Raw genomic sequence first — 19587 nt, forward strand, 5'->3', positions numbered from 1 at the left:
CGATGAAGGTCACATCCCCCGCGTTCAAGGAGAACGCCACCGCCGCGATCCACGACACCCAGCTCCAGAAGGCGCTCGGCAACGTGGAGACCGGCTTCGTCGCCAAGCGCAAGAAGGGCGCCGCGAGCCTCCCTGAGTTCGAGGCCCTTCGCGATTCCGCCCGCGATCTCAAGATCCACGTGCTGAAGCATCTCGACCTCTATCTCGAGGCCTACGAGCGCAAGGTGATCGCCTCCGGCGGTCACGTCCATTGGGCGGAGACGGCGGAGGACGCGCGCCGCATCGTCACCGACATCTGCCGGCGCCTGGGGGCGAAGACCGTCACCAAGGGCAAGAGCATGATCACCGAGGAGATCGCGCTCAACGATCATCTGGAGGCGCAGGGCATCCGGCCGGTCGAGACCGATCTCGGCGAATACATCATCCAGTTGCGCGGCGAGCATCCGAGCCACATCATCGCGCCCGCCGTCCATCTCACCAAGGAGCAGGTCGCCGGCGACTTCCGCCGGGTGCACGAGCATCTCGCCGTCGACCGCGACCTCAGCGAGCCGGTCACGCTGCTCTCGGAGGCCCGCGCGGTGCTGCGCGAGCAGTTCCTCGCCGCCGACGTCGGCATCACCGGCGCCAACTTCCTGGTGGCGGAGACCGGCACCTCGATCATCGTCACCAACGAGGGCAACGGCGACCTCACCCAGACGCTGCCCAAGGCCCATGTGGTGCTCGCCTCGATCGAGAAGATCGTGCCGACGCTCGAGGACGTCGACACGCTGATGCGCGTGCTGGCGCGGTCGGCCACCGGCCAGGAGATGAGCGTCTACACGACCTTTTCGACCGGCCCGCGCCGGGCCGACGACCCCGACGGGCCGGGCGAATATCACGTCGTGCTGCTCGACAACGGCCGCTCGGCGATGCTCGGCACCGAGTTCGAGGACATGCTGCGCTGCATCCGCTGCGGCGCCTGCATGAACCATTGCCCGGTCTATCAGCAGATCGGCGGCCATGCCTACGGCTGGGTCTATCCCGGGCCGATGGGCGCGGTGCTGACGCCCACTCTCGTCGGTATCGAGCAGACCGGGCATCTGCCCAACGCCTCGACCTTCTGCGGGCGCTGCGAGAGCGTGTGTCCCATGCGGATCCCGCTGCCGCGCATGATGCGGGCGTGGCGCGCGCGCGAGTGGGAGAAGGCGCTCAATCCCGGCACGCAGCGCTTCGGGCTCGGGCTCTGGGCCTTCCTCGCCCGGCGGCCGGGGCTCTACCGGCTCGCGGCGCGGATCGGACGCTGGGGTCTGGCGACGCTCTCGGGCGGACGGGGCCGCGTCGCGCGCCTGCCGCTCGGCGACGGCTGGACGAAACATCGCGACATGCCGGCCCCGGAGGGCGGCACCTTCATGGATCGCTGGAAGGCGGGCGAGCGGCCGTGACGGCCCCCTCCGACCATCCCCACAGGCAGACGGGTCACACATGAACGCACGCGACAGCATCCTTTCCAAGATCCGCCGATCGAGGCTCTCCTCCCCCGACGATTCGGCGCGGCGCGCCACCGTCACCGAGCGGCTGCGCAGCCATCCCGCCGGGATCGTGCCGGCGCGCGGCGCCGTCGAGGGCGAGGCGCGGATCGCTCTCTTCGTGGAGAAGGCCGAGGCGGTCTTCGCCTCGGTGGCGCGGGTCGCGTCGAGCGCCGAGGTGCCCGGCGCGGTCGCCGCCTATCTGCGCTCGAAGAACCTGCCGCAGGCGATTCGCCGGGGCGAGGATCCGCGTCTCGCGGCGCTGCCCTTCGACACCGAACCGCAGCTCGCGGTGAGCGTCGGCCCCTCCGACGGGCACGATCTCGCCGGCCTCAGTCAGGCCCTGGCCGGGGTCGCGGAGACCGGCACGGTGGTGCTGACCTCGGGTCGCGACAATCCGACCACGCTCAATTTCCTGCCGGAACATCATCTCGTCGTGGTTTCGGCCGAGGATCTGGTCGGCGACTACGAGACGGTGTGGGCGAAAGTCCGCTCGATCTGGGGGGCGGGCTCGATGCCGCGCGCGCTCAACATGATCACCGGCCCGTCGCGCTCCGGCGACATCGAGCAGACGATGCTGCTCGGCGCGCATGGTCCGCGTTCGTTGCACCTGATCGTCGTCGGCGGCTGATCGAGCGATCCGCCGCGCGCGGCGGAGAGCGGAGGCATCCATGACTGGTCTGTGGACCCGGCTGTTCCGGCCGAAACGACGGCCCCCCGCGACGACCGCGCCCGCTCCGGCGGAGCGGCCGGCCGAGCCGGTGATCGTCGGCGATGTCGGCGACCCGGGCGGTGCCGGCGCGAGCCCCTCTCCGTCGGCGGCGACGCTGGCGCCGGGCGCGGCCGCGGCCGCGGCGGTGGGCGGCGCATTCGTGGTCGGGCTCGAGGCGCGCGCGATGCAGCGCGAGGAGGCCCAGGGACGCGACCCCGACGACGCCGCCGCCGCGCCGGACGAGGCGGCCGGGGACGGCGGCGAGGCGCAAGGCGCGCCCGAGCCCGCCACCGACCTCTCCGGCTCCGCCGACGGAACCGCCGCCGAGAGCGACGGGGACGGCGGAGACGGCGACGGGGGTGGCGACGGCGGGGGTGGCGACGGCGGCGACTGAGCCGTTCATCAGCCGCACCGATCGGACCGATCAGAAAGTTTGTCTGGACCCGCGCCGATCGTCGGACGATCGTGCAGGCTCGTTCCGGTGCCGTCGGCTCGATCTTTCGGCCCACGCGCCTCTCGAGGTTTCATGACGACGTCCCCATCGATCTCCTCGCGCCCGAGCGCCGCCGCGACCCGGTCGGCAGCGGGCACCGGCCGTTTCGGCGCCTATGACGCGCTGCTCTACGCGATCACCGTCTTCGCCTGGTCGACCAGTTGGATCGCCATGAAGGCGCAGATCGTCTCGGTGGCGCCCGAGGTCTCGCTGGTGTGGCGCTTCGTGATCTCGGCGGCGGCGATGTGGATCTGGGTGGTGATCCGGCGCGAACGGGTGACCTTTCCCTGGCGCGAGCATCTCGGCTTCGCCGCGCTCGGCTTCTTCATCTTCTCGATGAATTTCAATCTCTTCTACCACGGCGCCCAGGGCCTGCCGTCGGGGCTCCTGTCGGTCGTGTTCTCGCTCGCCTCGGTGATCAACCTGCTGATGGGCTTCGTGATCTTTCGCCAGTCGATCTCGACGCGGGTGCTGATCGGCGGATTGCTCGGGTTCTCCGGGGTGGCGGCGATGTTCTGGCCGCGCATCGCCGGGGCGGACTTCGATCTCGCGGCGGCGGGCGGGCTCGCTCTGTGCGTCGCCGGCACCACTTTCTTCTGCGCCGGCAACATGGTGTCGAGCGCGGTGCAGAGGCGCGGCATTCCGGTTCTCGCCGCCACCGCCTGGGGCATGACCTGGGCGGTCGTCTTCCTGATGTTCGCGGCGGTGATCCAGGGCGAAGCCTTCGTCTTCGACACCTCGGTCTCCTATGTCGTGTCGCTGCTCTGGCTGTCGATCGTCTCCTCGGTCGCCGCCTTCTGGGCCTATCTGACGCTGCTCGGGCGGATCGGCGCGGCGCGGGCGGGTTATGCGACCGTGATGTTCCCGGTTTTCGCGCTGGCGATCTCCACCGTCTTCGAAGGTTACGTCTGGACGGGGCCGGCGATCGTCGGGCTCGCGGCCGTTCTCCTCGGCAATCTCTTCGTGCTGCGACACTGAGACCCACCGAGACGACGCTCGAATTCCCTCTTTCCGCTGCGGGACGGGCGAAAGAACGTCACGCGCTTTACCTGTCCTGAACCTTCGGCGTGTCACAGTGGGACGAACCGAGGTGTCCCATGGCCGTCGCCGCCCGCCCCCTGCCCCGTTCGCGCCCCCCCGCCCGCGCTCCGGCGCGCCCGCAGGCGGCCGCGTCCCGGTCGGCGCGGGACAAGGCGGCCCATCCGGGCGCCTCCACCCGCGACAAGATCGGCATCGTCATGATCGCCGCCGCCATTCTGGTGCTCGCGGCGGTCGGGATCGCGGTGATCTGGGAATTCGGCGCGGCGCGTACGCTCTCGGTGCCGCAGACCGGCGTGATCGGCGCCGAGGACGGCACCGGCCCCTCGGTCCAGCGGCCGCGCGACGCGCCGACGATGCTCTATCGCGACATGCGCAACGGCCGCATCATGGTGATGGAGATCGGTCCGGACGGAACCCGGCTCAAGGGCACCGTCGACAAGAGCACGGTGCCGCTCGCCAACGACACCGGCCGCGAGCCGACGTCGAGCCGGTCGGCCGAACCCTCCGCGACCGACCGCGTCAACGCCCTCGGCAGCGCCTTCCGCTGACGCGATGTCTCCGCCGGAACGACCTCATTCCATCGTGCTCCACGGCGCCGACGAGAGATTGTCGAGCGAGGAGACGATGTGGCCGGTGAGCGCCTCGACGACGACGGAGGGCTTCTCGCGTCCACGCAACAGGCCGATGTCGACCATCGGCAGGGGCGGCAGGCCCTCGCGCTCCCCGAGCACGCGCATGCCCGGACGCAACGCCGATTCCGGCAGGACCGAAACCGCGAGCCCGGCCAGAACGGCGGCGCCGACGGCGGTCGAATTCCAACTGACGTAGAGCAGGCGATGGCGCCGGCCGGCCGCCTCGAGCCCGTCGAGCGCGGCGCGGCGCCAGTCGCAGGTCGGGCGCCCGAGCGCCACCGGCAAGGGATCGACCTCATGGGCGGCGTGGCGCTGGGAGCCGACCCACAGCAACGGCTCGCGGCGAATGATCTCGGACGGACCCTTCTCGCGGACATGGGTGATGATCGCCACGTCGAGCTCACCGAGCCGCATCGCCTCGACCAGGGTCGGGGTCGGCGCGCAGACCACCGTCACCTCGGCGCGCGAATTGGAGGCGGCGAAGCGGGCGAGGATCTCCGGCAGGAAGCGATCGGCATAGTCGTCGGGGGTGCCGAGACGAACGCGGCCGACCAGTTCCGCGTCGGCGAAGGCGGTGAGGGTTTCGTCGTTGAGGCGCAGCAGGCGGCGGGCGTAGGACAGCAGCCGCTCGCCGTCCTCCGACAGGCGCGATCCGCGGCCCTCGCGCGAGAAGATCGGCTTGCCGATCCTCTCCTCGAGCCGACGCATCTGCATCGACACCGCCGACTGCGTCTTGGCGACCCGATCGGCGGCGCGGGTGAAGGACCCGGTCTCGGCGATGGCGACGAAGGTCTTCAACTGGTCGAGATCCAAGGCCGCCGGCATGAGGTACTCCATCAAAATTCTTGAAGTCGCAGATTAAGAACATTCGCTGGATCGATCAATCGTCCCGAGGCATGGTGTCGCCGTTCTGGTCGCAACCCCTTCACGCCGCCGCCGAATCGCTCGATTCGGCGGCCGTTTCTTTACGCGACCGAAATCGCAACGATCGGAGAGATCAGAGGAGAGTCCCATGTCCCATTCGAAGCTCACCCCCCTCGCCCTGTTCGACACCCTGGCGGGTGCCTTCGCGAACGGCGTCGCGGTCTTCGTGCGGGGCTGGACGGCGCATCGTCATCGCCGTGTCGTGCGCGAGCTCCTCGCCTTCGACGATCACATGCTCGCCGACATCGGCCTCCGTCGCGGCGACGTGACGGCGGCGCTGGCGATGCCGACACTGAGCGATCCGTCGACGCGGCTGCGCATTCTGGCGGTGGAGCGGCGGGCGGGATCGCGGGCGCTGCGGCGCGCGGCGATCGACGGCTTCCGGGCCGAGGCCGGGGAAGGTTCCAATCGCGCGACGGTGGCGGAGGCGCGTTCGCCGGCCTGAGACCCGGCCCGGGATGAGACGCGAGGCCCCTTCGACCTCAGGCCGAGGGGGCCGACGGCAGTTTCCCCGTCATCTCGGCCGCGTCGCTCCAGAAGCGATCGAAGATCGCCTCGAGGGCGCGGTGCTGTTCGTCCTGGGCGGCGCGGCCGGCCTCGAACAGCTGCCCGACCGCGCGGCCGGGCGGCGGCACCTCGTCCTCGGGTGCCAGGTCCTCGTCGATCGGCGGACCGCCGTTGTTGAAGCCGCGGATGAACTCGCCGAGGATCTCGCCGAAGACGTTCTGCGGGCCGATCGGGTTCGGGGTCTCGCGCAGAGCCTTGCCGACGAGGCGCGAGGTCGCCGGGCCGATCGAGTCGGTCAGGATCTCCTCGAGGGTCGGGGCGGACCGCGGCTTGGGCTCGACCAGAGACGCGAAGGTCTCGGTCAGGGGATGGCTCTTCAACGTGTCGGCGAAGGCGGCCATGGTCTGCTCGGTGGCGAGCGGCAGGGCGATCTCCAGCACCTTGCGATCGACGCCCGACGTCTTCGACACCGTGTCGATCACGGCTTCCGTCAGTTGCCGCGACCCGAACAGGCGCCCGAGCGCCTCGCCGCCCGGCATGGAGGCGGCGAAGTCGGGCTTCGGCTTCACCAGCCCCATCATCTCGGCGAGACCGCGCGGATCGGCCGCGCGGCGGCGCATCGCCTGACCGAGCGCCGGAACCAGCGCGTCGAAGGCGGCGCGGCTCTGCTCGACCGACATGCCGCGCGTCGACAGGACGTCGGAAATCTTTGCCGGATCCATCAGTTTGAACAGAGAATTCAATGTCTCTTGCATGACGATGGCCCACCCTCTCCCCGACGGGCGCGATCATCCTCCGGGATCGGGGGCGCGTCAAACTGACGTTGGGTGAGGTCGATCGGTCAAATCGACTTCCTCGCAGCGTCAGGATTTCGCATTTGTCGCGTCATCACACCCTCTGTATGTTGCCCGGCCCGACACCCCAGGATCCCGCCACATGGCCCGCGACACTTCAGACGAACGCCCCATCGAAGCCCACGACGACCTCGTCGCCTGGATCGCGGAGGGTGAAAAGCCGAGCCCGTCCTGGAAGCTCGGCACCGAGCACGAGAAGTTCCCGTTCCGCCGGGCCGACGGCTCGGCCGTCGCCTACGAGGGCACGGACGGCATCCGCGCGCTGCTCGAGGGCCTGCGCGACCGCAACGGCTGGGAGCCGATCTTCGACGGCGAGGCGATCATCGGCCTCGCCGACGATCACGGCGGCGGCGCCATCAGCCTGGAACCGGGCGGACAGTTCGAGCTGTCGGGGGCACCACTCGCCGACGTCCACGCGACCGCCGCCGAACTCGCCGGCCATCTCGCCGACGTCGCGGCGATCGGCGATCCGCTCGGGCTCGGCTTCTCCGGCCTCGGCACCTCGCCGAAATGGTCGCTCGCCGAGACGCCGGTGATGCCGAAGTCGCGCTACAAGATCATGATGGGCTACATGCCCAAGGTCGGCACGCGCGGCCTCGACATGATGTTCCGCACCTCGACCGTGCAGGTGAACCTCGACTTCGCCTCCGAGGCCGACATGGCCGCGAAGATGCGGGTGGGTCTCGCCCTGCAACCGATCGCGACCGCTCTCTTCGCCGCCTCCCCGTTCCTCGACGGCCGGCCCACGCGGTTCTTGTCGACCCGTTCGGAGATCTGGCGCGACACCGACCGCAACCGCACCGGCATGCTGCCGCAGGCCTTCGAGCCCGGCTTCGGCTATGCCTCCTACGTCGACTGGGCGCTCGACGTGCCGATGTATTTCGTCAAGCGCGGCGCCACCTATCACGACGTGACCGGGGTCACCTTCCGGCAGTTCATGGACGGGGCGCTGGCGGAGCGCCTGCCCGGCGTCGTGCCGGAGATGGGCGACTGGACCAACCACATGGGGACGCTCTTCCCCGAGGTTCGGCTCAAGCGCTACATCGAGATGCGCGGCGCCGACGCCGGCCCGCGCAGCCACATCGCGGCGCTGCCTGCGTTGTGGGTCGGGCTCCTCTACGACGCCGAGGCGCTCGACGCGGCGAACCGGCTCGTCGCCGACTGGACGGCGGCGGAGCGGCAGGCCTTGCGCGACGCGGTGCCGCGTTCGGCGCTGGCGACGCCGTTCCGCTCGGGCACGGCGCGCGACGTGGCGCGCGAGGTTCTGGCGATCGCGCGCGGCGGCCTGAAGCGGCGCGGGCGTCTCGACGCGCAGGGCCGCGACGAGGGCATCCATCTCGACGTGCTCGACGAGATCGTCGCCTCGGGCAAGACCCTCGCCGAACGGATGCTCGCCGATTTCGAGGCGAACGGCCGCGACATCGGCCGTATCCTCGCGACGACGGAGATGTGATCACCAATCGCCGAGCGCGGCCTGGACCACGGCCAGGGCCGCGACGGCGGCGGTGTCGGCGCGCAGGATGCGGGGTCCCAGCGGGATCGGCGTGACATAGGCCTTGGAGCGCAGGATCGCCCGCTCCTCTTTGGCGAAACCACCTTCCGGGCCGATCAGGACGGCGAGCGGGCCGCGCTCGAGAGCGCCGAGGATCCCGAGCGGATTGGTGGTCTCCTCGTGCTCGTCGCAGAAGAGAATGCGGCGGCCGGCGTCGTGGACGTGCCAGGTGTCGAGGAGGTGATCGAGGGAGACCGGCTCGGCGACGCTCGGCAGGGCGATGACGCCGCATTGCTCGGCCGCCTCGACGACGTTCGCCTCCATCCGCTCGACGTTGACCCGCGTCACCTGGGTGTGGCGGGTGATGACGGGGCGCAGACGCCCGGCGCCCATCTCCACCGCCTTCTGCACCATGTAGTCGAGGCGGGCGTGTTTCAGTGGGGCGAAGAGCCAGTCGAGATCGGGCAGCGGCGTCTGCGGGCGCACCTGCTCGACGATGGTCAGGCGACAGGCGCGGCGGCCGGCCGGAGCGACGTGCGCCAGCCATTCGCCGTCGGCCCCGTTGAAGACCAGGAGACGATCGCCCTCGCCCATTCGCAGCACGGACAGGAGATAGTTCGCCTGCTCACGATCGAGTTCGACGTCGGCGGCCTCGTGGAGCGAGGCGCGCAGGAACAGGCGCTGAAGGCGAAAATCGTAACGGGCCATGGTCGGCTTCACGGACGGTGTCTTCGCACCGTCATAGCACGACCACGCCGAAACGGCAGGCCGGCGGATGCGACGGCTGTGGACGGCGCCGGTCGAGGGCGGACGGGCGTCCGCCGTGTCGCCGGGGGCGGCCGCTCCGCTCGGGCGGTGATCGGCGAGCGAAGCGGCGCGCGATCACTCGCGATTGCAGGAGAGCAACTGACACGAGCGGCTCTTCTTGCCGCATTCCTGCATGACGGCCTGCCGGGATCGCTCCATCGTGCCGCTGCGCGCCCAACTGACCGAATTGCCGTCGCCCTTCGCCCGGCAATACCAGCTCTCGCGCTTGATCGGCGGCGGAGCACTTCGCCGGACGGCGGGGCCGGTGCATTGCGCCACGAGCCGGCGGATGTTGTCCGCTGCCCCTTCGACCTCGGTGCGCGGCGTGCGCATGCACCAATCGAAATGCATGCCGTAATTGGAATGCACGCCCCTGCGGTAGTCCAGACACGACGGGTTTCGCCGGAGCGCGTCGGCCACGACGCCGGCGGTGGTCGAGGCGTATTGTTTGCAGAAACGCTGACCGCCCGGAGTGGTGTCGGGGTCGTTGGGCATGGCCTGGACGATGGTCGATCCGGCCATCACCACCAGGGCACACGCGAACAGCGAAGCTCTGATCATGTCTCTCCCAATCCTCCTCTCGTCGCATCCGGCCGAGCCGCCGCGATCCGCGATCCGCCGCGCGAGATCACCCGCGACGGACGATCGGCAGCATACCGAGTTACCGCATCGCCGATCAACCCGAAATTCCGGCGTCTCAACCCGACGTCACGAAGAACCGGGCCCCTTCGAAGAACAGACGGAGACTATCGCGAACGTGCGATCCCCTCTTTCCGAAGATCGTCTCGGACGGCTCCTCGAAAGACTGGATTTCGGAGACTGACCTCGGAGGAGGGTGCGAGGCTCTTCCTCCCGCCCCCGCGTCGAGAGCCCGCCCGCGCCCGGCGACCGCTCATCGAACGAAGGCGTCGTCCCGCGCGAGGCGCCTTGACGGCGCGGCGGCACCCCGCCACGCTCCCCGCCGACCACCGCCCAGGGGACTCACACGTGTCCGAACCCACGCCCAACGTCGTCGAATTCTCCGTCTCGGAACTCTCCCAGGCGGTCAAACGCGCGATCGAGGACGGGTTCGGCTGGGTGCGTGTGCGCGGCGAGGTATCGGGCTTTCGCGGGGTCCATTCCTCCGGTCACGCCTATTTCTCGCTCAAGGACGCCGCCGCCAAGATCGACGCGGTGATCTGGCGCGGTTCGTTTTCCAAGCTCAAGTTCAAGCCGCAGGAGGGGCTCGAGGTGGTCGCCACCGGGCGGCTCACCACCTTCCCCGGCTCGTCCAAATATCAGATCGTGATCGAGGCGCTGGAGCCGGCGGGCATCGGCGCGCTGATGGCGCTGCTCGAGGAACGCAAGAAGCAGCTGACCGCCGAGGGCCTGTTCGACGCCGCCCGCAAGGTGGGCCTGCCACGTCTACCCAAGGTGGTCGGCGTCGTCACCTCGCCGACCGGCGCGGTGATCCGCGACATTCTCCACCGCCTCGCCGACCGTTTCCCGGTCCGGGTGATCGTGTGGCCGGTCCGGGTCCAGGGCGAGACCTCGGCGCGCGAGGTGGCCGAGGCCATCGCCGGGTTCGACGCGATCCCGGCGCAGGGCCGCGCCGGGGTGCCACGCCCCGACGTGCTGATCGTGGCGCGCGGCGGCGGCAGCCTCGAGGATCTCTGGAGCTTCAACGAGGAGATCGTGGTGCGCGCGGCGGCGGCCTGCTCGATCCCTCTGGTCTCGGCGATCGGTCACGAGACCGATTGGACGCTGCTCGATCTCGTCGCCGACCTGCGCGCGCCGACCCCGACCGGAGCGGCGGAAATGGTGGTTCCGGTCCGCGCCGATCTCCTCGATCAGGTCGAGGGCCTCGGGCTCCGGCTCTCCGGCGCGGTGCGGCGCGGGCTCGAGGCGCGGCGCGGCGATCTGCGCTCGGCGGCGCGCGCGCTCCCCTCGGCGCGATCGATGATCGAGACCGCGCGGCAGAGGCTCGACATCGCCGGCGGACGGCTGGCGCGGGCGCTCGACGCGGCGACGCGGGTGCACGCGACCCGTTTCGCGCGGATCTCCGGGCGGCTCTCGCCGACCCTGGTGACGGCGCGGACGGCGCGCGAGCGCGAGCGCCTCGGCCAGCTCGGCGATCGGCTCGACCGCTCGACGCGGACCGGCCTCGCCCGGCGCGGCGACCGGCTCGCGGGCCTGTCGCAGGTCCTCGCCGCGCTCTCCTATCGCAGCGTTCTGGCGCGCGGTTTCGCGTTGGTGCGCGACGGCGACGGGCGCCCGGTGGCGAGCGCGCGGGCGGTCGCGTCGGGCCAGGCGCTGGCGATCGAATTCGCCGACGGTCGGGTCGACGCCGTCGCCGGCGACCGGCCGGCGGAGCCGTCGCCGGCACCGAAATCGCCACCGGCGCGCGGCGTGAAGACGAAACGCAGGGCCGAACCGCCGGCGTCGCAGGGCTCGCTCTTCTGAGACGTGCTAGCCGTCGACCGAGAGGGGGACGCGACGGGACTCCGAGGACTTCGGACCCGGTCGCGTTCGTCTCCACGAGGCGCCGAGAGATCGAGGCCGGCCTGGGAAATCGGGGGAGATCGGCGCCTTTCGGTGCTCCGTCCGGGCGGGGGGGCCCCGCGCGGTCGGAGCATTTGTGTGGAGAGGGGAAAGTAAGCTGGAACTTTCTGACGTATACGGCTAGTTTCGCGCCCGAACGGGCAATCTTGCGTTCGATCAAAGCGGGGGCCCGGTCGGGCATGCGAAGGTTCTCATGAACCACGGATCGCGACCCGCGCGACCTCGGGGAGACCTCTTCAGGAGGGGACCGCCATGACGATCAAGGACATGCTGGTGCTGCTCGACAATGGACCGCGCGTCGACGCGCGGTCTTCGGCCGAAGGCGCTTCCCTCGGACCCGCCACGACGGCGGCGCTCGAACTGGCGGCGCGAATCGGCGCCCACGTCACCGCGGTGGCGTTGGCGGTCGATCCGATCGTCCCCGGCTTCGTGGTGGCGCCGCTGCCGGTCGAGGTCATCGAACAGGCGCGCACTCAGGCGATCGCCGTCGCCGATGCCGCCGCCGCCGCCTTCACGGCGGAGGCGACCCGTCTCGGCGTCCCGCACGAGACGCGCGTCTCGGAGATCCTGATGGGCGGGGTACCGGAAGGCTTCGCCGCCGCCGCCCGCACCACCGATCTCGTCGTGATCGGCCAGGACGATCCCGACCATCCCGAGCCGATGCGCGAGGCGATGATCGAGACCGCGCTGTTCGAGGGCGCGGCGCCGACGCTGCTCGTACCCTACATCTCGCGCGGCGCGCTCGCCTTCGATCGCATCATGATCGGCTGGGACGGCGGCCGCACGGCGGCGCGCGCGGTCCACGCGGCGATGCCGGTGCTGCACATGGCCTCGAAGCTCGCGGTCGTGATGGTCGAGCGGGCCGGTTCGGATCCGGGCCAGCCCGGCGCCGACCTCGCTACTTGGCTCGCCCGGCACGGGCTCGACGTCGAGGTCGAACAGATCGAGGCGCCCGACATCGCGGTCGCCGACGCGCTGCTCGATCAGGCCGCCGACAAGTCGTTCGACCTCCTGGTGATGGGCGGCTACGGCCACAGCCGGGTTCGCGAATTTCTGCTCGGCGGGGCGACCCGAGGCATTCTCGCCTCGATGACCCTGCCGATCCTGATGGCGCATTGAGATCGATCGCCCACCCGTCCGCGTGAGGAGACGCGGACGGGCGGGCGAAGGCGCGCGCGGCGGCGGCAAGACCGCCCGACGGCGCCGAAGGAAGGGAGGAACCGCTCGGGAGAGGCTGCTCGTCCACGAGTGAGGACGCGCGGGCCGAGGCTTCGCGCGGTCGCCACGCCATCGACGCCGGGGGGCACATGGCCATACGCAATCTCGACGGCATCTTCCAGCCGCGGTCCGTCGTCGTGATCGGACCGGACCACATCGGTTCGGCCGCGCTCGATCTCTTCTTTCGCAATTTCGCGCGCGGCGGCTTTCGCGGCCGGGTGACGCTCGCCGGGGTGGCCGCGCCGGAGGGGTGGAGCGGCGCGGTGGTGCCGTCGTTCGAGGCCTTCGAGGGAACGGCCGATCTGGCGGTGGTGCTGTCGGGGGCGGAGAGCGCGCTCGAGGTGATCGAGGCGCTCGGCGCGCGCGGCATGAAGGCGGCGCTGTTCCTCTCGCGCGGCTACGACGAATGGCCGTTCTTCACCACCCGTCAGGTGCTGGAGGCGGCGCGCCGTCACGGCATCCGGCTGATCGGGCCGGGCAGCCTCGGCGTGGTCAGCCCGCATGCCGGGCTCGATCTGTCGCTGGCCGCGCGGCCGGTGAAGAAGGGCGATCTGGCGCTGGTGTCGCGCTCGTCGGCGGTGATCAATTCGACCCTGTCGTGGGCCGAGGCCAACGGGATCGGCTTCTCGGCGGTCGTGTCGCTCGGCCAGAAGGTCGATGTCGACATCGGCGACCTGCTCGATCACTTCTGCGCCGACTATCGCACCCGCGCGGTGCTCGTCCATCTCGAGAGCATCTGGTCGCCGTCGAAGTTCCTGTCGGCGGCGCGCGCCTGCGCCCGCACCAAGCCGGTGATCGTCATCCGCTCGGGCGTCAGCCGCGACAATCGCATGGTCGGCAACACCCATTCCTCGCGTCTGGCCACCACCGACTGGGTCTATGACGCCGCCTTCCGCCGGGCCGGCCTCGTCCGCGTCGACAGTATCGACGAGCTCTTCGATGCCTCCGAGACGATCACCCGGGTCAAGCCGACGCCCTGCCGCAAGGTGGCGGTGATCGCCAACGGGCGCAGCCTCGCCACCATCGCCATCGACCATCTCGCCACCAACGGCGGGGAACTCGCGGCCTTCTCCGCCCAGACGCTGGAGGCGCTGGCGCCGCTGGTGCGGCTCGGGCGCGAGGCGGGCAACCCGCTGACCCTGCCCGACGACGCCGACGCGGCCGCCTTCGGAGCCGCGATCGAGGCGGTGACGATCGATCCGTCGGTCGAATCGGTCATGGTGCTGCACGCGCCCTCCGCCTTCGTCGACGCGACCGAGGTCGCCAAGAAGATCGCCGCGCTCGCCCAGATCCAGGCCAAGAAGATCGGGCGCCGGCGGCCGATCATGACCTCGTTCCTCGATCTCACCGACGACACCGACGCCATTCTCCATGCCGCCGGCGTGCCCTGCCATCCGACGCCGGAAGAGGCGGTGCGGTCCTTCGGCCATCTGGTGCGCCACATCGCCGCGCAGGAGCGGCTGATGACCATCCCCGAGCCGCTGCCGGCGGAGTTCCAGCCGCGCCCAGTGGAGGCACGGGCGATCGTCCAGAGCGCGCTCGACGAGGGCCGGGAGTGGCTGTCGCCGGTCGCCGTGCGCGACCTCCTCGCCGCCTACGACATCCCGGTGTTGCCGACCAGTCTCGCCGCCGACGGGCGCGCGGCGGCGGAGGCGGCGCGGCCCTATCTGCGCGACAATCGGCGCGTGGTGCTGAAGATCGCCTCGCGCGAGATCGCCTTCAAGTCGGACGTCGACGGCGTCCGGCTCGGCCTCGAGAGCGAGGAGGAGGTGGCCGACGCGACCTGCGAGATGCTGGCGCGGATCCGCGCCCGCTTCCCCGACAAGGTGATCGACGGCGTCATCGTCATGCCGATGGTGGAGAAGCGGTTCGGCATCGAGCTGCTCGCCGGCATCGCCGACGACTTCGTGTTCGGGCCGGTGGTGGTGTTCGGCCTGGGCGGGACCTCGGTCGAGGTGGTCGGCGACCGGGCGCTCGATCTGGTGCCGATCGACATGAACCTCGCCCATTCGCTGATCTCGGAGACGCGCGTCGCCAAGCTGATGGCGGGCTATCGCAACCGGCCGCCGGTCGACGAATACGCGGTGGCGCTGACGCTGTGCAAACTGAGCCGTCTCGCCTGCGACATCCCGGAGATCCGCGAGCTCGATCTCAATCCGATCGTCGCCGACCACGAGGGCGTCATCGTCCTCGACGCGCGCGTCCGGATCGAGGCGATCACCCGGCGCGCCGGCAAGATCGGCCATCCGCGGCTGGCGATCCGGCCCTATCCGAAGGAGTGGGAGCGCGAGACCGCGCTGAAGGACGGCCGCGCCGTGCTGATGCGGCCGATCCGGCCCGAGGACGAGGCGCTCTATCCCGACTTCTTCAAGGAGGTCACGCCGGAGGATCTCAGGCTGCGCTTCTTCGCGCCGATCAAGGACTTCACCCACGCCTTCCTCGCCAAGCTGACCCAGCTCGACTACGAGCGCGCGATCGCCTTCGCGGCGATCGAAAAGGACACGGGCAAACTGCTCGGCGCGGTCCGCCTCCATGCCGATCCCGATCACGTCTCCGGCGAATACGCCATCCTGCTGCGTTCCAACCTCAAGGGTCAGGGCCTCGGCTGGAAGCTGATGAAGCTGATGATCGAATGGGCCAAGGCGGACGGGCTGTCGGCGGTCAAGGGCGAGATCCTGCGCGAGAACCGGGTGATGATCTCGATGTGCGAGGCGCTCGGCTTCTCGGTCAAATCCTCGCCCGACGACGAATCGATCGCGGTCGTGACCCTGCCGGTCGAGACGATGGACGCGCCCGAGGATCTGCCGGGCGAGTGAGGCGGCGGACTCCGGAGGAGCTCCTTCACCCCGAGGAGCGCCGCAGGCGCGTTTCGAAGGGCGAAGGGCCGCCGGGCATCGCCCCTCGTGGTTCACGACTCTCTCGAGACCGATCCACGATCGGGCTCTCCGCGATGGGGCTCGACGCCGGAAGAGGCGCGAACACGCCTCCGCGTCGACCTCAACCCTCGTGGAGCACTGCGCGGGCGGCGGCGAGCGTCGCCTCGGGCGTCCCGCCGGCATCGATCCGCCGCCAGTCGACGGCGCCGGGGCCGCGCGCGCTCTGAAAGGCGACCACGGTGGCATCGGCGTCGGAGGCATCGCCGCGGCGATCGTCGACCCGGGCGGCGGCGACGGCGGCGTCGACGTCGAGCCACAGGCCGGTGAATTCGGCCTCGGTCGCCCGCGCGATGGCGGCGAAGCGGGCGCGCTCCTCCGGGTGGAGCGACACGGCGTCGGTGATCACCGATCGGCCGGCGGCGAGCGCGGCGGCGGCGGCGGCGAGCAGCAGCCGATAGACCCGATCGGAGGCGGCGCGGGTGTAGTGTTCGGGGCCGAGGCGCACGGTGGCACCGACACCGGCGACGAGTTTGCGGATCTCGTCGGAGCGCAGGACCATCGCGCCGGGGGCGGGCATCAGATCGCAGGCGAGGCCGCGGGCGAGCGTCGACTTGCCGGCGCCCGACAGGCCGCCGATGGCGACGAGGCGCGGCGTCACCGGCTCGACGAAGCCGCAGGCGGCGGCGAAGAAGCGGCGGGCGAGCGCCTCCTGCGCCTCCCGCGCGGCGCCCTCGAGGTGACGGGAGGTGGCGGCGGCGATCTTGGCACGCAGCGCCGCGCGGATCGACAGCCACAGCGGCAGGGCGGCGAGCGCGTCGATCTCGGCGAGGAGCACCTCCTCGAGATCGCGCAGATGGGGCCCGCGCGCCTCGAGACGGGCGCTCTCCAGCAGCCAGCGCCCGAGCAGGCGGCGGGCGGCGGGGCGATCGCCGTGGACGTCGAGATCCATCACCAGGAAGGCGACGTCGTAGAGGACGTCGCCGGTGGCGATCGCGTCGTCGAACTCGATCGCGTCGAAGAGCTGCGGTCGGCCGTCGACCACCGCGATGTTGGCGCAGTGGAGATCGCCGTGGCCGACGCGGATGCGGCCGAGCCGGCCGCGATCCTCGATCAGATCGGCGCAATCGGTGAGGCGCTCGAGCGAGAGCCGGTGGAGCCGCTCGGCGGCATCGGCGGGAAAGAGATCGGGACGATCGGCGAAGGCGGCGCGGTTCTGCGCGAGATAGGCGGCGACGTCGGCGAGCCAGGGGCCGGCCTCGCGGATACGGGCGCGCGACTGGGCCTGGGCGATCTCCCCCGCGAGCGCCTCGACGAAGCTCATCTCGAGGGGTTTCGCGCCGACGGTGCGGTCGAGGGTGGCGGTCTCGTCGAAGCGGTTCATCTCCACCGCCCATTCGACGGCGTCGCCATGGCCGCCGATCGCCAGCCGGCCGTCGGCCTCGCGGGTGATCGCCACGACGCGGCGATAGACCGTGGGGGCGATCGGTCGATCCACGTCGATCTCGCGGCGGCAGGCGCCGGCGCGGCGCTCGAGAGTGGAGAAATCGAGGAAGGGGAAGCGCACCGGGCGCTTGATCTTGTAGGCGAGCGGCCCGGCGAGGAACACCACGGCGGCATGGGTGTCGATGCGGGTCACGGGCTCGGTGAGGCCGTGAGTGGCGGGGTCGCCGAGGAAGGCGGCAACCTCCTCCCACACCCCCATCTGAGCGGCGATCGGGTCGTTCGCCGGGTCGGGCCGGGGGGTGTCGTCGTCGATGTCGGGCATCGGTTCGTTCCCCTTCGGACGATCGGCTCCAATAAGATATTAGATCGATGTCACGGGCTGTTACGTTGACCGAGGTCAATGTGGCCGGGTATGGCCGGCGCGATAGAATGACACGGTCGACGGGAGGAAACGATGGCCGCATCCGGACTGAAGAAGATCCGCCTCAATCTGGCGCGCACCAAGGACCATCCGACGGGATCCGCTCGTCATGGCTACGAATTCCTGGCGCCGCTCGACGCCGAGGGGCGCATCGACGCCGAGGCCTGGAAGAAGGTCCGCGAGAAGTGTCGCGTGCGCCGGTTCTGGGGCGGCGAGGAGGAGGACATCGGCCATCTCGTCCATCGTCCCGGCGGCAGTTGGGCGTTTCGCTACGACATCACCGGCGACGAGGACGACGAGGCCGGTTATCGTTTCGGCGCGCATCCCTTCGTGGTCGGCGAATACGTCTCGATCAAGGACGAGGACGGCGATCTCAACACCTTCACCGTGGTCACCGTGGTCGAAGTGTGAGTTCCGACCAGCAAGCCCCTTTCCCGGCGCGCCCCGCTCGTGAGATGACCGTCGTCTTGCGAACGAGGAGAGGCAGGATGATGGGCGAGACCAAGGCGGCGCGACTGGTGGCCGAGACCCTGGCGGCCAATGGCGTCGCGCGGGTGTTCACGGTGGCGAGCGCGGGGTCCGGCGCGGCGATCGACGCCTTGCATGCCCACGCGATCGAAGTCGTTGCCGCCGCTCTCGAGACCAGCGCCGTCGTCATGGCGGAGGCCACGGCGCGGCTTACGGGCCGGCCCGGCGTGGTGGTGGTTTCGGGCGACTGCGGCGCGGCCCTCGCCGTCGCCGGTCTCCGTCTCGCCGCTCACGAGGCGACGCCGCTGATCCTCCTCGTCGACGGGATCGAAGGCGGCGCGACCGGCCCTCTTCGCGACCTCTTCGCCTCCTCGGCCAAATGGGTCGCCGAGATCGACGGCCCCGACGGCTCGGTCGCGATGGTGACGCGGGCCTTCACGATCGCGGCCTCGGGGCGCCCCGGTCCGGTGGTGGTGCTCCTTCCGACCGCGCTCGCGGAAGGGCTCGCGTCGGCACCGCGCGCGATCCGGCCGGCGCCGATCGTCGAGACCCATCCCGGCGCCGCCTCGATGTGGGACTTGCAGAAGCGGCTCTGGGCGGCGAAGCGGCCGCTCGCGCTTCTCGGCGGCTCGCGATGGAGCGAGAAGGCCTATCGGCAATTCGCGCGTTTCGCCGACAAGTTCGATCTGCCGGTCGCCTGCGCCTTCGGCCGGCAGGCGTTGTTCGATCAGCTCGATCCGCATTACGTCGGCGACGTCGGGCCGGCCGGTGACCCCGCCCTCGCGGCGCGGATCGACGCGGCCGACCTCCTCCTGATCGTCGGCGCCGATGTCGCCTCCGGGACGGACCGAGCGACGGCGCCGGAGGACGGGTCGAGCCGGACCCTGGTCCATGTCCATGCGAGCGCCGAGGATCTCGGCGGGGCCATGCCGCCCGATCTCGCGATCCACGCCTCGCCCTCCGCCTTCGCCGCCGCCGCCGAGGGGCTCGAGCCGCCGCCGGCCGGGGTCGCCTGGGCGGCTTGGCGCGAGGCGGCGCGGGCCGAGCACGTCGCCTGGTCGGAGTCCCAGCCGGCCGACGCCGGAGCCGTGCGGATGGCCGGGGTGATCGACCACCTGCGGGCCGCCTTGCCGCCGGAGACGATCCTCGTCGGCGATGCGAGCCCCGCCTCGCTGCGGCTCCAGCGCCACTGGCGGTTCCGCCGCTTCGCGACCCAGCTCACGACGACCTTCGGCGCGATCGGCCGGGGCCTTCCCGCCGGGATCGCCGCAGGGCTCGCCCTCCCCGGCCGGCCGGTGGTGGTCGCGACCGGCGCCGGCGACGTGCTGCGGACGCTGTCGGAGCTCGCCACCGCGTGCGAAAACGGCGTCGCGCCGATCGTGCTGCTGTTCGACGACGGCGAGAGGCCCCCGTCGCCGACCGACGTCGCGGCGATCGCGCGGATCTACGGCGCCTTCGCGGCGGCGGTCGAGACGGCGGAGGCCTTCGCCCCGGCCTTCGAGGCGGCGCGCGTCTGCGGCGGCCCGTCGCTTCTCCACATCCGGCTCGACGGAACCGCGAGTCCCCCGCGCACGGCGCCGACGAGGATCCCCGAGGCGGCGGCGCGACCGGGCTGAACCGTCGGCGCAGCCGCCGGTCTCGATCACTCGAGAG

At 70.8% G+C, this 19587-nt stretch carries 17 protein-coding genes; 12 read left to right on the forward strand and 5 right to left on the reverse strand.

Translation table 11 applies throughout. From position 1 onward, the window contains the following. Positions 1-2: 2 nt before the first annotated feature. The 5 genes from J3S89_RS21905 (at position 3) to J3S89_RS21925 (ending at position 4299) form a co-directional block, all read left to right on the forward strand. The gene (locus J3S89_RS21905; protein WP_217931524.1) at positions 3-1421 is read left to right on the forward strand and encodes a LutB/LldF family L-lactate oxidation iron-sulfur protein; all 1419 of its coding nucleotides are present in this window, start codon (positions 3-5) and stop codon (positions 1419-1421) included. A 40-nt stretch (positions 1422-1461) separates the two neighbouring features. Beyond that, complete coding sequence (locus J3S89_RS21910) at positions 1462-2136, forward strand: LutC/YkgG family protein (RefSeq protein ID WP_217931526.1); 675 nt, start codon at positions 1462-1464, stop codon at positions 2134-2136. Positions 2137-2176: 40 nt separating this feature from the next. After that, entirely contained in the window at positions 2177-2611 is a 435-nt protein-coding gene (locus tag J3S89_RS21915) for a hypothetical protein (RefSeq protein WP_217931528.1), read from the forward strand. A gap of 132 nt (positions 2612-2743) precedes the next feature. Continuing rightward, positions 2744-3688 (forward strand): DMT family transporter, encoded by a 945-nt coding sequence (locus J3S89_RS21920; RefSeq protein ID WP_217931530.1) that lies wholly within the window; start codon positions 2744-2746, stop codon positions 3686-3688. A 119-nt stretch (positions 3689-3807) separates the two neighbouring features. Next, on the forward strand, positions 3808-4299 hold the full coding sequence (locus tag J3S89_RS21925) for a hypothetical protein (RefSeq protein ID WP_217931532.1): 492 nt from the start codon (positions 3808-3810) through the stop codon (positions 4297-4299). Positions 4300-4323: 24 nt separating this feature from the next. Here J3S89_RS21925 and J3S89_RS21930 read toward each other — a convergent pair whose 3' ends face one another. Beyond that, positions 4324-5208: a LysR substrate-binding domain-containing protein gene (locus tag J3S89_RS21930; protein WP_217931534.1), complete on the reverse strand. Its 885-nt coding sequence runs from the start codon at positions 5206-5208 to the stop codon at positions 4324-4326. Between the two features lie 187 nt (positions 5209-5395). Between J3S89_RS21930 and J3S89_RS21935 the strand changes: the two genes are divergently transcribed. Then, positions 5396-5752 carry a DUF1127 domain-containing protein gene (locus J3S89_RS21935; RefSeq protein WP_217931536.1) on the forward strand — a complete coding sequence of 119 codons (357 nt, stop codon included), beginning with the start codon at positions 5396-5398 and terminating at the stop codon, positions 5750-5752. Positions 5753-5789: 37 nt separating this feature from the next. Here the strand turns inward: J3S89_RS21935 and J3S89_RS21940 are convergent, their stop codons facing one another. Beyond that, positions 5790-6569: a DUF937 domain-containing protein gene (locus J3S89_RS21940; protein ID WP_217931539.1), complete on the reverse strand. Its 780-nt coding sequence runs from the start codon at positions 6567-6569 to the stop codon at positions 5790-5792. Between the two features lie 181 nt (positions 6570-6750). Here J3S89_RS21940 and J3S89_RS21945 point away from each other — a divergent pair, with 181 nt between their 5' ends. Beyond that, positions 6751-8121, forward strand: a complete 1371-nt coding sequence (locus tag J3S89_RS21945; RefSeq protein ID WP_217931541.1) for a glutamate--cysteine ligase — start codon at positions 6751-6753, stop codon at positions 8119-8121. Here J3S89_RS21945 and J3S89_RS21950 read toward each other — a convergent pair whose 3' ends face one another. Together J3S89_RS21950 and J3S89_RS23280 are read right to left on the reverse strand one after the other, a co-directional pair. Then, entirely contained in the window at positions 8122-8868 is a 747-nt protein-coding gene (locus J3S89_RS21950; protein ID WP_217931912.1) for a 16S rRNA (uracil(1498)-N(3))-methyltransferase, read from the reverse strand. Between the two features lie 174 nt (positions 8869-9042). Continuing rightward, a complete protein-coding gene (locus J3S89_RS23280) occupies positions 9043-9528 on the reverse strand; it encodes a hypothetical protein (RefSeq protein WP_230489015.1) in 486 nt (161 codons plus the stop codon). Between the two features lie 426 nt (positions 9529-9954). Here J3S89_RS23280 and xseA point away from each other — a divergent pair, with 426 nt between their 5' ends. The 3 genes from xseA to J3S89_RS21970 all read left to right on the forward strand — a co-directional run bounded on the left by xseA (position 9955) and on the right by J3S89_RS21970 (position 15542). After that, positions 9955-11409, forward strand: a complete 1455-nt coding sequence (gene xseA, locus J3S89_RS21960) for an exodeoxyribonuclease VII large subunit (protein ID WP_230489014.1) — start codon at positions 9955-9957, stop codon at positions 11407-11409. A 351-nt stretch (positions 11410-11760) separates the two neighbouring features. Then, positions 11761-12627 (forward strand): universal stress protein, encoded by an 867-nt coding sequence (locus J3S89_RS21965; RefSeq protein ID WP_217931547.1) that lies wholly within the window; start codon positions 11761-11763, stop codon positions 12625-12627. A 188-nt stretch (positions 12628-12815) separates the two neighbouring features. Continuing rightward, entirely contained in the window at positions 12816-15542 is a 2727-nt protein-coding gene (locus J3S89_RS21970; protein WP_217931549.1) for a bifunctional acetate--CoA ligase family protein/GNAT family N-acetyltransferase, read from the forward strand. A 181-nt stretch (positions 15543-15723) separates the two neighbouring features. Here J3S89_RS21970 and J3S89_RS21975 read toward each other — a convergent pair whose 3' ends face one another. Continuing rightward, entirely contained in the window at positions 15724-17367 is a 1644-nt protein-coding gene (locus tag J3S89_RS21975; protein ID WP_217931551.1) for a bifunctional aminoglycoside phosphotransferase/ATP-binding protein, read from the reverse strand. A gap of 132 nt (positions 17368-17499) precedes the next feature. Here J3S89_RS21975 and J3S89_RS21980 point away from each other — a divergent pair, with 132 nt between their 5' ends. Together J3S89_RS21980 and J3S89_RS21985 are read left to right on the forward strand one after the other, a co-directional pair. Continuing rightward, the gene (locus J3S89_RS21980) at positions 17500-17877 is read left to right on the forward strand and encodes a hypothetical protein (RefSeq protein WP_217931553.1); all 378 of its coding nucleotides are present in this window, start codon (positions 17500-17502) and stop codon (positions 17875-17877) included. 77 nt (positions 17878-17954) lie between these two features. Next, positions 17955-19550, forward strand: coding sequence for a thiamine pyrophosphate-binding protein (locus J3S89_RS21985; protein WP_217931555.1), 1596 nt, complete (start codon positions 17955-17957; stop codon positions 19548-19550). Positions 19551-19587: the final 37 nt, after the last annotated feature.

The sequence above is a fragment of the Pinisolibacter aquiterrae genome, from assembly GCF_019160155.1.
In the GTDB taxonomy this organism is placed as follows: Bacteria; Pseudomonadota; Alphaproteobacteria; order Rhizobiales; family Ancalomicrobiaceae; genus Pinisolibacter; species Pinisolibacter aquiterrae.

What these genes read in the sequence shown, in the direction of transcription:
- J3S89_RS21910 (WP_217931526.1), top strand. Translation starts at nt 1,462, where the DNA reads ATGAACGCACGCGACAGCATCCTTTCCAAGATCCGCCGATCGAGGCTC.
- J3S89_RS21965 (WP_217931547.1), top strand. Translation starts at nt 11,761, where the DNA reads ATGACGATCAAGGACATGCTGGTGCTGCTCGACAATGGACCGCGCGTC.
- J3S89_RS21935 (WP_217931536.1), top strand. Translation starts at nt 5,396, where the DNA reads ATGTCCCATTCGAAGCTCACCCCCCTCGCCCTGTTCGACACCCTGGCG.
- J3S89_RS21940 (WP_217931539.1), bottom strand. Translation starts at nt 6,569, where the DNA reads ATGCAAGAGACATTGAATTCTCTGTTCAAACTGATGGATCCGGCAAAG.
- J3S89_RS21985 (WP_217931555.1), top strand. Translation starts at nt 17,955, where the DNA reads ATGATGGGCGAGACCAAGGCGGCGCGACTGGTGGCCGAGACCCTGGCG.
- J3S89_RS21970 (WP_217931549.1), top strand. Translation starts at nt 12,816, where the DNA reads ATGGCCATACGCAATCTCGACGGCATCTTCCAGCCGCGGTCCGTCGTC.
- J3S89_RS21905 (WP_217931524.1), top strand. Translation starts at nt 3, where the DNA reads ATGAAGGTCACATCCCCCGCGTTCAAGGAGAACGCCACCGCCGCGATC.
- J3S89_RS21925 (WP_217931532.1), top strand. Translation starts at nt 3,808, where the DNA reads ATGGCCGTCGCCGCCCGCCCCCTGCCCCGTTCGCGCCCCCCCGCCCGC.
- J3S89_RS21980 (WP_217931553.1), top strand. Translation starts at nt 17,500, where the DNA reads ATGGCCGCATCCGGACTGAAGAAGATCCGCCTCAATCTGGCGCGCACC.
- J3S89_RS21950 (WP_217931912.1), bottom strand. Translation starts at nt 8,868, where the DNA reads ATGGCCCGTTACGATTTTCGCCTTCAGCGCCTGTTCCTGCGCGCCTCG.
- J3S89_RS23280 (WP_230489015.1), bottom strand. Translation starts at nt 9,528, where the DNA reads ATGATCAGAGCTTCGCTGTTCGCGTGTGCCCTGGTGGTGATGGCCGGA.
- J3S89_RS21915 (WP_217931528.1), top strand. Translation starts at nt 2,177, where the DNA reads ATGACTGGTCTGTGGACCCGGCTGTTCCGGCCGAAACGACGGCCCCCC.
- J3S89_RS21945 (WP_217931541.1), top strand. Translation starts at nt 6,751, where the DNA reads ATGGCCCGCGACACTTCAGACGAACGCCCCATCGAAGCCCACGACGAC.
- J3S89_RS21930 (WP_217931534.1), bottom strand. Translation starts at nt 5,208, where the DNA reads ATGCCGGCGGCCTTGGATCTCGACCAGTTGAAGACCTTCGTCGCCATC.
- J3S89_RS21920 (WP_217931530.1), top strand. Translation starts at nt 2,744, where the DNA reads ATGACGACGTCCCCATCGATCTCCTCGCGCCCGAGCGCCGCCGCGACC.
- J3S89_RS21975 (WP_217931551.1), bottom strand. Translation starts at nt 17,367, where the DNA reads ATGCCCGACATCGACGACGACACCCCCCGGCCCGACCCGGCGAACGAC.